Raw genomic sequence first — 14,294 nt, 5'->3', positions numbered from 1 at the left:
CTGAACATGCTTCGCCAGTCCCATTCCCTGCCCGGCCTGATCGCGGCCCTGTTGGTCATGCTGTTGGCCATCAGTGGTGCGATCCTGTCGGTCGACCCGGCGCTGGAACGTTTGCACAGCACTCCCACCGCAACCGGGCAACTCAACGTCGGCCAACTGGCCGGACGTGTGGCCAATCACTTCCCGGGCGTTGAGCAGATCCAGCGCACAGCGTCCGGGACTGTAATCGTCTACTACAACCAGAACGGTCAGGCCGGGGTTGAAACGGTCGATCCACTGACCGGCGAAGGCCTGGCACCCTATGCACCCTCCGCGTTCACGCGTTGGATGAAAGAGCTGCACCGCTCGATGTTCCTCGGCTCGCCAGGCCATGGAGTGTCGGGTGTCGGCGCGCTGTTCATGCTGATGTTGTCGGTGTCTGGCGCGCTATTGCTCGCCCGGCGCCTGGGTGGCTGGCGCAACCTGCTGCGGCCACTGCGGGGCACCTTCAGCCAGCGCTGGCATGCTGAAGTCGGGCGGCTGGCCTTGCTCGGGCTGCTGCTGTCGGCATTGAGCGGGCTCTACATGTCCGCCACCACCTTCGGTTTTATCGCCGACGGCAGTCAGAGTGAACCCGCCTTCCCCACCCACGTCAGTACCGGCCCGGCCTTGCCGGTGGCGAGCCTGCAAGCCTTGCAGGCCACCGACCTGAATGACCTGCGCGAATTGGTCTACCCCAGTCCCGGTAACCCGAAGGATGTGTTTTCCCTGCACACGGCCCAGGGCGACGGCTACGTGGACCAGGCCAGCGGTGCCCTGCTGTCCTACCAGGCCCACGACTCGATGCATAATCTTTACGAACTGATTTATCAGATGCACACCGGCGAGGGCCTGTGGTGGCTGGGCCTGCCGCTAGGGCTCTGCGCTCTCTGCGTACCGTTGATGAGCGTGACCGGCATCCTGTTGTGGTGGCGCCGCCGCAAGGCTGGCACGAAGATCCGCCACAACAGCCCTGCCCACTCTGCCGACAGCGTGATTCTGGTGGGCAGTGAAAATAACAGCACTTGGGGCTTTGCCAACACCTTGCACGACGCCTTGCACCTGGCCGGACACCGGGTGCATAGCGCGCCCATGAATCAATACGCCAACGACTACAGCAACGCCCAGCGGGTGCTCATCCTGACCGCGACACACGGTGACGGCGACGCGCCGGCCTCGGCTTCGCAGTTCCTGGCGCGGCTGGTCAAAACCGGCCTCAAGTCCGGCCAGTCCTTTGCCGTGCTGGGCTTCGGTGACCGGCAGTTCTCGCAGTTCTGTCAGTTCGCCCATCAAGTGCAGGAGGCCATGTTGCAGGCCGGTGGCTCGCCGTTACTGGACCTGGAAACCGTCAACCGCCAGTCCTCTCAGGAGTTTTCGCGCTGGGGCCACGCGCTGGGCGAAGTGCTCCAGCATGACCTGACACTGGTCCATGCCCCGCAGCGGCCACAGACCCATCCATTGCAGCTGACCGAGCGCATTGTCTATGGCGAACAGGTGAACGCACCGACCCACGTCTTGCGCTTCAAGGCGCCCGGAGAGCTACCGGACTTCCTGGCCGGTGACCTGGTCGGGATTGTGCCCCCGGGCAGCCCGATCCCGCGTTTCTACTCGCTGGCCAGCGGTTCGCAGGACGGCGTGCTGGAAATCTGCGTGCGCAAACACAACGGTGGCGTGTGCTCGGAATTCCTTCATGGCCTGGACATCGGCGCGCCGATCGACGCGTTTATCCAGCCGAACCCGCAATTTCGTCCGGCGTCGGGCACACACCCGGTGATCCTGATCGGTGCCGGTACCGGCATCGGTCCTCTGGCCGGTTTTATCCGCAACAACACGGCCCGCCACCCGATGCATTTGTATTGGGGTGGGCGCAACCCGGCCTCGGATTTCCTCTATGAACCGCAGCTCAATCAGTACCTGGCCGACCGACGCCTGACGGCATTGCGCGCCGCCTTTTCTCAGGTTCAGGACCGCTGCTACGTGCAAGACCGGCTGATCGACGATGCCCAGGCCCTGCGTCGATTGATTGAAAAAAGTGCCCAGGTGCTGGTGTGTGGCAGCCGCGAGATGGCCAAAGGCGTGATGCAAGCCCTCGATGAAGTATTGGCACCTCTCAACCTGACGGTGCTAACCCTCAAGGCACAAGGACGCTACCGTGAAGACGTCTATTGAGTTGCAGCGCTACAGCCTGAGCGGCGAAACCATGGGCACCCGCTACACCGCCCTGTTCTATGCCGGGGCCGGGATCGATACCGACGAAATTGGCCAGCGCCTGGCGTGCGCCGTGGCCCGGGTGGACCAGCAAATGTCCACCTGGAAACCCGACTCGGACCTCAACCGCCTCAACGCCGCCCCCGAGCAGCAATGGATTTCCGTGCCCCAGGAACTGGCGACGGTGCTGTCTGCGGCACTGCGTATCAGTCAGCAATCCGGTGGCGCCTTTGACATCGCGGTGGGGGATCTGGTTGATGCCTGGGGGTTCGGCCCCGGAGAACAGACAGTCACAGAGCAGGCGCTCGCCACGATGCCGCCGCGCACCCGGCTGTCAGCCAGCGCCACGTTGGTGGTGGACCCGTTACGCAATCAGGTGCGCAAACGTGCGCCGCTGCACCTTGATTTGAATGGCATCGCCAAAGGATTCGGCGTTGATGAACTGGCCCGTTGCCTGGAGGGTTTGGGCATCACCCGCTACCTGGTCGGCATCGATGGCGAGATGCGCGCCCGGGGCGTCAAACCTGACGGCCAGTGCTGGGCCGTGGCCCTGGAAAAGCCCAACCGGGGCGTGCGTGAAGTCATGGGCGTGATGGAACTCAGCGATGCCGCAATCGCCACCTCCGGGGACTATCGACACTGGGTCGATGTGGCCGGTCAGTCCTATGCTCATACCATGAACCCGGCCACCGGCGCGCCGCTGTGCAACCCGCTCGCCGCCGTCACCGTGGTGGCGGCCTCGTGCATGCTCGCCGATGCCTGGGCCACGGCGCTCATGGTCCTGGGCGAAACCGAGGGCCCACGCCTGGCGCAGGAACGCGGGATGGACGCGTTGTTCGTGCTGCGCGAGGGTGCACAGTTCAAAGAAATATCCATTGTCGGCGGCCAGTTGCAGGCGCAAATTGAAACCCGCTGACGCCGATTGCCGGCCCGCTCGGAACCCGTCCGACGTGAACCGCTTAATGGCAGGGAGTCCCGTTAAACAATGAAATTCATGCACAGGCACACCGAGGCACACCGAGGCGATCGTATCGGCTGGCTGCGCGCCGCCGTCCTGGGCGCCAACGACGGGATTGTCTCTACCGCCAGCCTGTTGATGGGCGTCGCGGCCGCCAATGCCAGCCACTCCACATTGCTGGTCACCGGAATGGCGGGCCTGATGGCCGGAGCCATGTCCATGGCCGCTGGCGAGTACATCTCCGTACATTCCCAGGCCGATACTGAGCGGGCCGATCTGTCCCGCGAACGGGCAGAACTGTCGAGCGACCCGAAAGCCGAGCACATCGAGCTCGCCAACATCTACATGCATCGCGGCGTATCACCCGAACTGGCCCATCAAGTGGCCGATCAGTTGATGGCCCATGACGCACTGGGCTCTCACGCCCGGGACGAGTTGGGCATCAGCGCCACCCTCACCGCCAAACCCTTGCAGGCCGCCCTCGCCTCCGCCGCCAGTTTCGTGGTGGGTGCCGCATTGCCTCTGGCGGTGACGTTTGTCGCGCCGGAGCACAGCGTGGTGCCTTGGATATCGGGCATGTCTTTGGTGTTTCTCGGGACACTAGGCGCCATCGCCGCCAAGGCCGGCGGAGCCAAGGTCATCACCGGGGCCTGGCGGGTGACGTTCTGGGGTGCGCTGGCCATGTGCGTCACGGCACTGGTGGGATCGCTGTTTGGAGCGGTGGTTTAGTGAAGCGTACGCTCTCGAAACGCAAAAGGGGCTCGCAGATTGTGGTTCTCACCGATCAGCGCCACCTTGTTCAGCCTTTCCAGAAAGTACGCTCGACCTAAGATCCCACCCAGAGCCAGTCGTTTTGTAGGGGTAAAAACGATCAAAAACAAAAAAATTGTCGCGATATAAAATTTCGCAAACCCTTGATTTGCTGGGCGCCCCTGAATCGGACTCCCCTGACTCCATTTGCTTTGCGCTGGGCAGCGCCGTGCTGTGGTCTAGCGAATTACGTAAAGTTTTTCTGCGTGCAACTGATCTACGTCAAGCCCGCTCAGCGCACAGCAAATACCTTGAAACCTAACCTTTAATGATAAAACTCCGGGGGTCGCCATGGACCTCGTACTTAAGTTAATCAATGGTGGAGCTGGCAGTCTGGCTTCCTACTTGGCGGCCCACGTCCTGCTTTGCCTGTTGCCCGCGTTTTTCATTGCCGGGGCCATGGCAGCACTTATTCCTAAAGCCAGCATTACTCACTGGCTAGGTCGACACGCACCTGTCTACGTTTCCTACCCTGCGGCGGCACTGGCCGGGTCACTGATTGCCGTATGCTCATGCACAATTGTTCCTTTGTTCGCGGGCGTTTACCGCAAAGGAGCAGGTATCGGCCCGGCGATCACCTTTCTGTTTTTTGCTCCTGCAGGAAACATCATGGCGCTTGCCTATACCGGCAGCATTCTGGGAGCGGAGTTTGCAATCGCCCGTTTGATTCTCTGCCTGATCTTCGGCATCGGTATTGGCTTGCTGATGGCTATCCTATTCTGGAAAGACGACCTGACCCACGACGCACAGGCGGATGCCCTGTTCGCAGAGAAGGCCAGCGTTTCCGGGCCTGCACTGGGGGTATTACTATCTTTGGTGGCCCTGCTGATTGCGGGCACCTTGAGACTGTGGCCCCTGACCGCAGATCTGATCAGTTTCAAAGTCCCGCTTTTCTGGGCCCAGGCGTGGCAGGACACCTTGTTTGACTGGGTTCCATACGACGCCAGCAAAGGAGAGGAAGGCGTGAGCTTTCAAGGGGCTGTACTCATCGCCCTGCTCCTGATGATTGCCGCCACGGCCAAGCGTGGTCTGGACAACATCACCGAAGGTGCCAATCGCTGGACATGGGTTGTGCTGGGGCTGACCGCTAGTACCTTGCTGATCGCTTCGACGCGACTGACGCCAGAACCAGGCACATTAACCTTCACCTTCACGGGTCGTGTATTCGGTGTCGCATTGACCATACTGTCTGTTTGGTACTTTGCCCGAAAACTGCCAACCGAAGACTGGCAAGGTTGGCTTTGGGAGGCCTGGCGCTTCGTCAAGCAGATATTTGTTGTGCTGGTGGTGGGTGTATTCATCGTTGGCATGGTTCGCCAGGTTATTCAACCCGAGTGGATTGAAAGCCTTGCAGGCAGCAACACAGTGCCCGCCAATGCCATAGCAGTAGGGTTCGGCGTGTTCATGTACTTCCCAACCTTGGTAGAAGTGCCCGTCGCCCGCATGTTTCTTGATCTAGGTATGCATCCTGGCCCGCTCTTGGCCTACCTGATGGCGGACCCTGAACTTAGCTTGCAGAGCATGCTAATGGTGGCGGCTGTGTTTGGTCGCAAGAAAACCGCAGCTTACGTTGGGTTAGTCGCTTCGTTCAGCATCGTGGCAGGCCTGCTCTACGGTGCCTGGGTCGATGGCACCGGCTGGCTTAGCCTTGGTGCAGGAATGGCGGCCTCACTGGCCATAACTGCTGCAATTTACCAGTTGATCCGTTTTCAACGTAAACAAACAGCAAGCTGACTTTCATACCAAGGAGCTTCCAATGCTGAACATCAAAATCCTCGGTTCAGGGTGCGCCAACTGCAAGAAACTGGAGGCCGTAGCCCGTCAAGCCACGCAGAATCTAAATATCCAGGCCGAATTCGAAAAGATCACCGACATGGGCGAGATGGTGACTTATGACATCCTCGCCACGCCGGCTCTAGTGATCAATGAGAAGGTTGTAAGCAGCGGGAAGATTCCAACTGTTGCGGATATTCAGGGCTGGATTTCGACTGCGTAATGATATTCTCAAAGCCAAAACAGCAAGGTGCTTGCCGCACTGGCACAGCAGTACCCTAACCGAATAATGATTAACCTAATTGATCGAAGTTGCTGTTATAAAAATCATAACAATGAGGCTGGCAGATGAAAATCACTCTATTTGCATTAGTCTGTATTTTATCCGGTGTTTACGGCATCCATTTTTTGCAGCAGACGCCCAAAAGATATTCTCCCAAGGCGGGTCTAATCTAGGAGCCCTCGCCTGTTCAACCTGTCATGGTGCGGATGGTTCAGGCATGCCTTCGGCGGGTTTTCCAAGGCTTGCAGGCCTACCTGCTGATTACCTAATGAAGCAAATCTCTGATTTCCGCTCAGGCTCGAGAGGCAATCCAATCATGCAGCCAATCGCTCAGGCATTGAGCGAAGACGAGTCAAAAGCCCTGGCAGTGATGCTCGCCAAGATGCCAAACCCGGCAGTAAAACCAGTGAATCGCGCGCATGTAGCGAAAGGTCCAGGGGAAATCCTGGCCTTGAGAGGCGCATGGGATCGAAATATTCCCGAGTGCGTGGCGTGCCATGGTCCAAGTGGCATCGGTGTCGGTGCCACCTTTCCGCCGCTCTCCGGTCAGTCGGCTCAGTACCTCAAATCACAACTGAATGCCTGGCGGCAGAAAACTCGAAAAAATGATCAAGACGATCTCATGGGCCACATTGCGCGCTCACTCACCGATACCGAGGTCGAGGCTGTTTCCCAATATTTTGCTGAGCTCAGTAAATAGAGGCCTTGCCATGAAATCCATCCTCGCTGCACTTATTACTCTCAACATTATTTCGATGGCTTGTGCTACTGAAATTGTAGAATCAACCGCACCACCCAAAAGCCCGAATCCAACTCAGAATAAGGCTCCCACATTTCTCCCTCCCGCGGAGGAGACGTTACCTGACAATGCTTTTGGCCGATTAGTCCAACAAGGTCACGCGATCTTTGTAGATACATGCCTGCCAAGACGTACATGAAAGCGTTGTCTGTGGCTGGGAGCATCTGCCGAAATGACGCTCCGCGCTCAATTCGCACATCCAGCATTATGATTGGAACATGATTGAGAGTGGACGAGCTTACGCTCCCGGACTGACCCGAGAAGACTCGAACCTCGACCCCCGGCTCTCGCCTGACGGGCATCGTGCTGCCAGCTAGATCCTGATAACGCGGCTCGGACATCTTCAGTGCCGCTGGCAAGTTCACCCATAGTTGCAACGTATGGGCAATCGTTCCTGGAAGCGCATTTTCTTCGTGGTAAACCCCTCGACCCGCTGTCATCCATTGAGCGCCGTCTGCTTTGATCATGCCCCCATTCCCAGCGCTGTCACGATGCTCGACAACCCCATCAATCACAAAGGTCACTGTCTCCATGCCTCGGTGTGGATGACGAGGAAATGCTCCACGGGGCATCCAGTCCTCGGCCTTCACTACGAAGGGATCGGAAAAGGTTGGATCACCATCTATCAGTCGGCGAGCCCGATGCCCGGCCATACGTCCAGCTGAGGTGTCAGGGTTAGCAACACGAGCTACCTCACGAACGAACATCGGCTCGTCAGTCTTCATGCTCATCGCCTTAGTTGAGTGGATGCTCGATCAAGTTGTGAAGCACCAGTGGGCCAGGAATGTGAAGAAGGCGACCACCTTCATCGATTCGCCCGACAAGGATTGGCGAGAACCCGAGTTGCTCTGCTAAGGCTTTGACGGTCGAGGCAGCTTTTTCGTCGTTGCTGGAGACGAATATGACACGCCGTCCGCCATCCTGAGAGGGATCTCGGGCCAGTACGCCAGCCGGAAGTTGGTTGAAAGCTTTGACGACCGACGCGCCTGGCAGCGCTTGGGCAACAATGTCAGAAGAGAGCCGTCCCGCAAGTGTTTCCGGTGGTACACCATAGGCGTTGGTCTGATCGATGATGATCTTGCCAGCCCAGTCGGATCGACTACGAGCGAGAGCCTCCACTGCGATAAATGGAAGTGCCAGGAATAGAACGTCGGCAGAGAGCGCCTCTTCCAAAGAGGTGGCTGTGACCATTTCTCCCAACTCTGCTGTGAGGGGGAGAATCGTTTCTGGCCCTCTAGTGTTCGCAATAGATACTGGAATCGCGACCCGGGCAAATTGGCGAGCAATGGCGGTTCCGACGTTACCGGACCCAATAATGGCGTATTTCATTTTCGAACTCCTGAAGAAAAAATGAAAATTGATTTGATCAAGCGCCAATCGTGGCGATTTCTTGAAGAGCCCTATTTATCGCCTCATCCTTGGCCTCTGGACTTACAGCCAAGCCTTCCGCGCGCACGACTCGTGTATCCGTGACGCCCAGAAATCCCAATAGCCCGATCAAGTAGCTCTCTTGATGTTCTAAAGCTGCCGCAGGACTACCTGGCGAATACACACCACCACGTGATGAAGCGATGTAAGCCTGCTTTCCTTTCAAGAGGCCTTCTGGGCCAGTGGCGGTGTATTGGAACGATTTGCCTGCTATCGCGACCCGGTCAATCCAGGACTTGAGCGTGCTCGGGATCGTCAGGTTGTACATAGGCGCGCCTATTACCACGATCTGCGAATCGAGGAGTTCTTGCAGATAGCTATTTCCCTTGAAAAGGTCGTTCACCAACATTGGGTCTTTGGCCACAGTGCCTTGCCAGGCTGATAGATGCTCCAAGGAAAGATGTAGTGCAGGGTCTTGGCCGAGATCTCGGTAAATCACCTTGCTGTCCGGGTGGAGCGCAGCGAGGCGCGCGACGATCTGCGAAGACAGGGTACGGCTGACAGACGCGTCGCCTAGGATGCTGGCGTCAAGATGGAGGATTTGCATTTCATTCACCAAGCTTACGGTTTAATGGGCATGTGAAAGATGAGCTGTTCTTGAGGATCTGAAAAGACGGTATATTGAGATGCTATGTATCGCTAATTCGGATGGATGGGGGCGGGATGCTCGACGGTGTATCGCTTGATCAGCTAAGAACATTTGTCGCTGCCGTAGACGAAGGCAGTTTTTCTGCGGCCGCGAGGAAACTCAACAGGGTGCAATCGGCAGTGAGCGGCTGGGTGAGCGGCTTGGAGGATCAGATTGGGGTAACGCTTTTTGATCGTTCAGGTCGTTTCCCCAAATTGACACCCCAAGGTGCTCTGCTGCTGACAGATGCGCGCAGCATCATTTCGGCCGTCGACACTCTGAAGGCGCGAGCCAAGCTCATGACGTCAGGGCTGGAACCTGAATTATCCGTAGTAGTTGACGTGTTCTTTCCGACGTCTGCCATTACTGCCGTAGTCAAAGAGTTTGCCGAGCGATTCCCGCATACCCGCCTAAAGATTTTCGTCGAAGGCCTCGGTGCGGGCTATCAACCGATACTCGATGGTCGGTGCAGCCTTGGTATCCTGGCATCACTGCCAGTTTCATTTCCCACCCTGTCAATCGAGAGAATTGGCGAATTCTCTTTAGTGGTGGTGGCATCAGTTGATCATCCGCTATCCAGGCTGAGTGGGAAGATTCCTCGGCGGGAATTGGCCAAGCACGTTCAACTGGTGCTGACGGATCGATCAGAACTGCTGGCGGGGAAGGACTTTGGCGTGCTGTCGCCTTCGACCTGGCGTCTGGCTGATCTATCGACGAAGTACGCGTTCCTCAAGGATGGTGTTGGATGGGGCAGCATGCCTTGGCACATGGTCGAACAGGACTTAGTTGCTGGCGCTCTGGCTACGCTCGATGTGGAAGGTTCGCCGAAGGAGGGAGTTAAAATAGATATCTGCGCAGTTCACGCGACAGACTCACTGCCGGGGCCAGCTGGACAATGGCTGATTGATCGACTCAGTTGCTCCCCAATCTATTGACCACGATGCTCGAAATTTCTGGGCCGTGGTCGCGGAGATCTTCGTGTTGACTGAAGACTGCCGATGGAACAGGGGGTAGTGTTGCGGGGGGAGTTTGTATCAGGAGAGGCGCCGGTCAGTTTCACAAGGTGTGTTTGGTGTTCGCTTACGACCCTGCTGGGTATTGCGCAAGTGGTCATGCTCGGTGAACTGGCAGTGAACCAGGCACTGGATCACGTCGAACCGAAGGAGTAATCGTCGTGCCCTGTGGCGAGGGTGCGTACCATCGCCACAGGGAATATTCCCAAAAACAGCGTCGCCCCGATCCGTATACAGACACTCTGCACCCGTAGAGTTACATGCCGGGGCGGCCTACCTATGCAAGTAGAGGGCTAACGATGTATTTTTGGCCAGTGACCATACATCGCAGTCTCATTTACGCATCGATACTCCTATGCACCGCTTGCGCAAAAACAGCAAGTATCCCGCCAACCGACCTGACACTGTCGTCTTTTGGGCTTGGACCAAATAATCTTTACACAATCATTTTCACGTCAAATATCGATTTATTGAACGCCTTCAACACCTACGAAAACGCCAACCAGTTAACGCCGATATTGACTTGTTCTCTAGACAATGACTTGGACTTCTCGGTGGATCATTCCATCAACGTAAAAGCCGAGGGACGAGTGACCTCCGAGAGCAAAAGCAAAACCAACCATACCTTTCTAGCAGATCTTGTTTTTTATCACACCAATCTTGATGGAACCCAACTTGATCTAAATAGCTATGACGTAATCAAGCCGCTCATTGCAGCCCAAGCATCAATTCCTTGCAAGGTCCGCATAGCGGCGTATGGATACAAAGCTTATTACACCAACACTTTACTCATCCCATCTGCACTCATGATGGATCAGATGAGTCAATAAGCTCACCCGCCGTTGCGCTGTGTGAGCATCGACATCTGACGGTGCAAAACTTGGTCCTGAATACGGACTGCCCCTTTCCTGCCAAGTGATGGGAGGTCCGCGCCACAAGGTGCAGATAAACTAAAACGTGGCGCGGATGTTTCGGCATAAGAGTTTGGTCGAGCAGAGACACGATGCGGGTGACGAGCACTTCGCACCATTAGTTTGATCAGTTACCTCGGCTAAGCTGCACGTTCTGGCTCGTGCATTCGGTAGTGCTGACAGTACCCATGAAGGCATTCATCTTCACGGCGCATTTCTCAATGTTCAAGCCGTTACGCCCATCACTCGAGATATTGGTGACATATGGACCGGCGGTTGTGCAGCCGGCCAGAACAGCGAGCATGCCCAGAGCAATGATGTTTAGTTTCATATGAGTCCTTTCGAGCAGTGGCCTGAGCCCATCGATTCGCCGAAACCGGCATTGGGGATTGGTTAAATTGTGCTTATTTGGAGCCCTTCAAAATCGATGGGGCGAGTGTGAGTGAAGAACCCGTCTTGCAAGCCAATTATCTTGGCTCGGATCAGCTCCGGAGTCTCAATACCGAAGTGAATGATGTACTCGTCACTATTGTCCTTCCGCTGAATGCTGGTGACATAGCCGGCCACCTCCCACGGAGTAAGCCCAATAGCGTCGCCAAGAATTCTGTTTCGGCGAACTTCTGAGGTCTCTTCAAGCTGATTGCTCATGGCTCGGTCCTTCAGTGAGATTGAGCAGAAGCTTAGACCAACCCCAGAAACCCACACCCCGGATGCGTTAGCGTATCCGCTCCTCACGCGAGAAAATCCGAAGAGGATCTACTGAAGATCATCCCGATCATGAATGACGCTGCCAGGCGCATCACTTCTTGTCTTGCTGCCTCGGAGGACGAGTACCTGTAGTTCGACAGGTCTGTGATCGCAAACTGCGCGCCAATTGCGCGCAGACTGCCGGCATTTAACGAATGATATCGACACCGCCCATATAGGGTTTGAGTACCTCCGGCACACGGATGGATCCGTCCGCCTCTTGGTAGTTTTCCAGTACCGCGACCAAGGTGCGTCCTACTGCAAGCCCAGAACCATTGAGGGTGTGCACCAACTCCGGCTTGCCGGTTTCTGGGTTACGCCAGCGCGCTTGCATGCGACGGGCCTGGAAGTCACCGCAGTTGGAGCAAGAGCTGATCTCGCGGTATTTATCCTGGCTCGGCACCCATACTTCCAAGTCGAAGGTTTTGACCGCGCTGAAACCCATGTCACCGGTGCACAGAACCAAAACACGGTATGGCAATTCAAGCGCCTGCAACACACGCTCGGCACAAGCGGTCATGTCTTCCAAAGCCTCCATGGACTTCGTCGGTTCAACCACCTGAACCATCTCGACTTTGTCGAACTGATGCTGTCGGATCATGCCACGAGTGTCACGGCCAGAAGCACCTGCTTCACTGCGAAAGCATGGGCCGTGGGCGACAAATTTGAGGGGCAATCGTTTTGCATCGAGAATCTGCCCAGCCGCCAGATTGGTCAATGGGACTTCGGAGGTAGGGATCAGGTAGAAGTCAGCCTCCCCTTCACGAGTGATCTTGAACAGGTCTTCCTCAAACTTCGGCAGTTGGCCGGTGCCCTGAAGAGCAGACGCATGAACCATGTAGGGGATGTAGGTTTCCTCGTAGCCATGCTGTGAGGTGTGCAAGTTGATCATGAATTGCGCCAGTGCGCGGTGCAGGCGCGCAATCGGGCCGTGCAAAACGGAAAAGCGAGCGCCGGACAGCTTGGCTGCGGCCTCAAAATCCAGACCTCCGCTGATTTCACCCAACGCTACATGGTCTTTGATCTCGAAATCGAACACACGCGGAGTACCCCAGCGCCGCACCTCTACGTTGTCATCCTCATCGGAGCCGATTGGTACGCTGGCATCCGGTAAGTTGGGAACGGCCAGAACAATATCGTCCAGTTCTGCCTGAATGCTGTCCAGTTCGTTTTTGACAGACTCAAGTTCGTTAGCCATGCGCGCGACGTCAGCCATCAAGGGCGCAATGTCTTCGCCCTTAGCCTTTTCCTGTCCAATAGATTTTGAGCGGGCATTACGCTCTGCCTGCAATTGCTCGGTGCGGGTCTGCACCGCTTTTCGGCGCTCTTCCAGTGATTCGATGCGCGCGACATCCAGGCTAAAGCCACGGGAGGTCAGACGATCCGCCACTTCCTGGGTTTGGCTACGTAATATTTTGGAGTCGAGCATATTGATTTCTCTCAACGTAAGGGGGGCTTTGGAATCCAGCCGTGAAAAAGCGAGTCCAGCTGACAGGCGGTAGAGTCAACACGTAAACCAGCAACGATATAAACAAAGGACGTCGATTTTTAAAGCAAATATAGGTCAAATAAAATTTAAACAGCATTTGCTACAGCCAGTTGCTTGACGAAAATTTAATGTTGCATATTCAACGGCCTCGCGATTGGTCTCGTGATATCCAAGAGCCAATCGCTCCTCTGAGCGGGGAAGCAGAATACATATACTCGTATGAACCTCGTAATCACCATTAGCTTTCGGCAGCTTGCTTACATAATAGTGCGCCATATTTAATCTCCAACACTCTTAAGCTCGAACCAAATAAAAAGGGTTTCCCGATTACTCAGGAAACCAAGCGCAGAACACGTGACCGAAGGTGACCAAACCAGAAGACCGGCTCGAACGGGGAGACGGATCTTTCATCACGAGCCCTGACAAAAACTATCAAGGTCAAAATCCAGTAAGGCAGTCGACTCAGTGAATGATTTGACTCAAGAACAAGCGTGTACGCGAATTCTGCGGATTATCGAAGAAGTCGTTCGGCGCAGCCTGTTCGACGATTTCACCCTTGTCCATGAAGATCACGCGGTTGGCCACGGTACGGGCGAAACCCATTTCGTGGGTCACGCAGAGCATGGTCATGCCGTCTTCGGCCAGACCGATCATGGTGTCCAGAACCTCCTTCACCATCTCAGGGTCGAGGGCCGACGTCGGTTCGTCGAACAGCATGATTTTCGGTTTCATGCACAGGGCACGGGCAATCGCCACACGCTGTTGCTGACCGCCGGACAGTTGCCCCGGGTATTTATGCGCCTGCTCCGGAATGCGTACGCGCTCCAGGTAATGCATGGCGATTTCTTCAGCCTTGCGCTTGGGCATCTTGCGTACCCACATCGGCGCCAGGGTGCAGTTCTGCAGGATGGTCAGGTGCGGGAACAGGTTGAAGTGCTGGAACACCATGCCGACTTCACGGCGGATCGCTTCGATCTGCTTGAGGTCGTTGGTCAGTTCCACGCCATCGACCACGATGCGGCCCTGCTGGTGTTCTTCCAGACGATTGAGGCAACGGATGGTGGTGGATTTGCCGGAACCCGATGGGCCGCACAAAACGATACGCTCGCCTTGCTTGACGTTCAGGTTGATGTCTTTCAACACGTGGAACTGGCCGTACCATTTGTTCACGCCCTGCATCTGAATAATGCCTTCAGGGCTCACAGGCTGTTTGATCGCTTCACTCATAA

General features: G+C 56.2%; 15 protein-coding genes and 1 pseudogene. 9 read left to right on the top strand and 7 right to left on the bottom strand.

Translation table 11 applies throughout. From position 1 onward, the window contains the following. Nucleotides 1-6: 6 nt before the first annotated feature. The 6 genes from PSH97_RS10480 to PSH97_RS10455 all read left to right on the top strand — a co-directional run bounded on the left by PSH97_RS10480 (nt 7) and on the right by PSH97_RS10455 (nt 6,750). The gene (locus tag PSH97_RS10480; RefSeq protein ID WP_305449103.1) at nt 7-2,187 is read left to right on the top strand and encodes a PepSY domain-containing protein; all 2,181 of its coding nucleotides are present in this window, start codon (nt 7-9) and stop codon (nt 2,185-2,187) included. Beyond that, nucleotides 2,171-3,142 (top strand): FAD:protein FMN transferase, encoded by a 972-nt coding sequence (locus tag PSH97_RS10475; RefSeq protein ID WP_305449102.1) that lies wholly within the window; start codon nt 2,171-2,173, stop codon nt 3,140-3,142. The genes PSH97_RS10480 and PSH97_RS10475 overlap by 17 nt, the downstream gene beginning before the upstream one ends. Nucleotides 3,143-3,211: 69 nt before the next feature. After that, on the top strand, nt 3,212-3,913 hold the full coding sequence (locus tag PSH97_RS10470; protein WP_305449101.1) for a VIT1/CCC1 transporter family protein: 702 nt from the start codon (nt 3,212-3,214) through the stop codon (nt 3,911-3,913). A gap of 372 nt (nt 3,914-4,285) precedes the next feature. Further along, nucleotides 4,286-5,728: a permease gene (locus tag PSH97_RS10465; protein ID WP_305449100.1), complete on the top strand. Its 1,443-nt coding sequence runs from the start codon at nt 4,286-4,288 to the stop codon at nt 5,726-5,728. A 22-nt stretch (nt 5,729-5,750) separates the two neighbouring features. Further along, nucleotides 5,751-5,990 (top strand): thioredoxin family protein, encoded by a 240-nt coding sequence (locus PSH97_RS10460; protein WP_305449099.1) that lies wholly within the window; start codon nt 5,751-5,753, stop codon nt 5,988-5,990. A gap of 79 nt (nt 5,991-6,069) precedes the next feature. Continuing rightward, complete coding sequence (locus PSH97_RS10455) at nt 6,070-6,750, top strand: c-type cytochrome (protein ID WP_305449098.1); 681 nt, start codon at nt 6,070-6,072, stop codon at nt 6,748-6,750. A 65-nt stretch (nt 6,751-6,815) separates the two neighbouring features. Here PSH97_RS10455 and PSH97_RS10450 read toward each other — a convergent pair whose 3' ends face one another. Genes PSH97_RS10450 through PSH97_RS10440 form a run of 3 tightly spaced genes read right to left on the bottom strand, consistent with a single transcriptional unit; the run spans nt 6,816 to nt 8,824 of the window. Next, a complete protein-coding gene (locus PSH97_RS10450) occupies nt 6,816-7,574 on the bottom strand; it encodes a pirin family protein (RefSeq protein ID WP_305449097.1) in 759 nt (252 codons plus the stop codon). Between the two features lie 10 nt (nt 7,575-7,584). Beyond that, complete coding sequence (locus PSH97_RS10445; protein ID WP_305449096.1) at nt 7,585-8,178, bottom strand: NADPH-dependent F420 reductase; 594 nt, start codon at nt 8,176-8,178, stop codon at nt 7,585-7,587. 37 nt (nt 8,179-8,215) lie between these two features. Then, nucleotides 8,216-8,824: an FMN-dependent NADH-azoreductase gene (locus tag PSH97_RS10440; RefSeq protein WP_305449095.1), complete on the bottom strand. Its 609-nt coding sequence runs from the start codon at nt 8,822-8,824 to the stop codon at nt 8,216-8,218. Between the two features lie 116 nt (nt 8,825-8,940). Here PSH97_RS10440 and PSH97_RS10435 point away from each other — a divergent pair, with 116 nt between their 5' ends. The 3 genes and pseudogenes from PSH97_RS10435 to PSH97_RS10430 all read left to right on the top strand — a co-directional run bounded on the left by PSH97_RS10435 (nt 8,941) and on the right by PSH97_RS10430 (nt 10,748). After that, a complete protein-coding gene (locus PSH97_RS10435; protein ID WP_003203818.1) occupies nt 8,941-9,840 on the top strand; it encodes a LysR family transcriptional regulator in 900 nt (299 codons plus the stop codon). A 150-nt stretch (nt 9,841-9,990) separates the two neighbouring features. Next, nucleotides 9,991-10,074, top strand: a pseudogene (locus tag PSH97_RS28690) (DUF6124 family protein); the annotation flags it as partial. A gap of 143 nt (nt 10,075-10,217) precedes the next feature. Continuing rightward, entirely contained in the window at nt 10,218-10,748 is a 531-nt protein-coding gene (locus PSH97_RS10430) for a hypothetical protein (protein ID WP_305449094.1), read from the top strand. A 208-nt stretch (nt 10,749-10,956) separates the two neighbouring features. Here the strand turns inward: PSH97_RS10430 and PSH97_RS10425 are convergent, their stop codons facing one another. The 4 genes from PSH97_RS10425 to PSH97_RS10410 form a co-directional block, all read right to left on the bottom strand. Beyond that, nucleotides 10,957-11,160 carry a hypothetical protein gene (locus PSH97_RS10425; RefSeq protein WP_223570597.1) on the bottom strand — a complete coding sequence of 68 codons (204 nt, stop codon included), beginning with the start codon at nt 11,158-11,160 and terminating at the stop codon, nt 10,957-10,959. A 62-nt stretch (nt 11,161-11,222) separates the two neighbouring features. Further along, nucleotides 11,223-11,477 carry a hypothetical protein gene (locus tag PSH97_RS10420; RefSeq protein WP_305449093.1) on the bottom strand — a complete coding sequence of 85 codons (255 nt, stop codon included), beginning with the start codon at nt 11,475-11,477 and terminating at the stop codon, nt 11,223-11,225. Nucleotides 11,478-11,724: 247 nt separating this feature from the next. Beyond that, nucleotides 11,725-13,005, bottom strand: a complete 1,281-nt coding sequence (serS, locus tag PSH97_RS10415) for a serine--tRNA ligase (RefSeq protein WP_305449092.1) — start codon at nt 13,003-13,005, stop codon at nt 11,725-11,727. 522 nt (nt 13,006-13,527) lie between these two features. Next, nucleotides 13,528-14,292 carry an amino acid ABC transporter ATP-binding protein gene (locus PSH97_RS10410; protein ID WP_305449091.1) on the bottom strand — a complete coding sequence of 255 codons (765 nt, stop codon included), beginning with the start codon at nt 14,290-14,292 and terminating at the stop codon, nt 13,528-13,530. Between the last annotated feature and the right edge of the window lie 2 nt (nt 14,293-14,294).

It is taken from the genome of Pseudomonas cucumis (assembly GCF_030687935.1).
Taxonomy (GTDB): Bacteria; Pseudomonadota; Gammaproteobacteria; order Pseudomonadales; family Pseudomonadaceae; genus Aquipseudomonas; species Aquipseudomonas cucumis.
The sequence above is the reverse complement of the archived record's forward strand: the minus strand, read 5'-3'. Positions and strand labels throughout refer to the sequence as shown.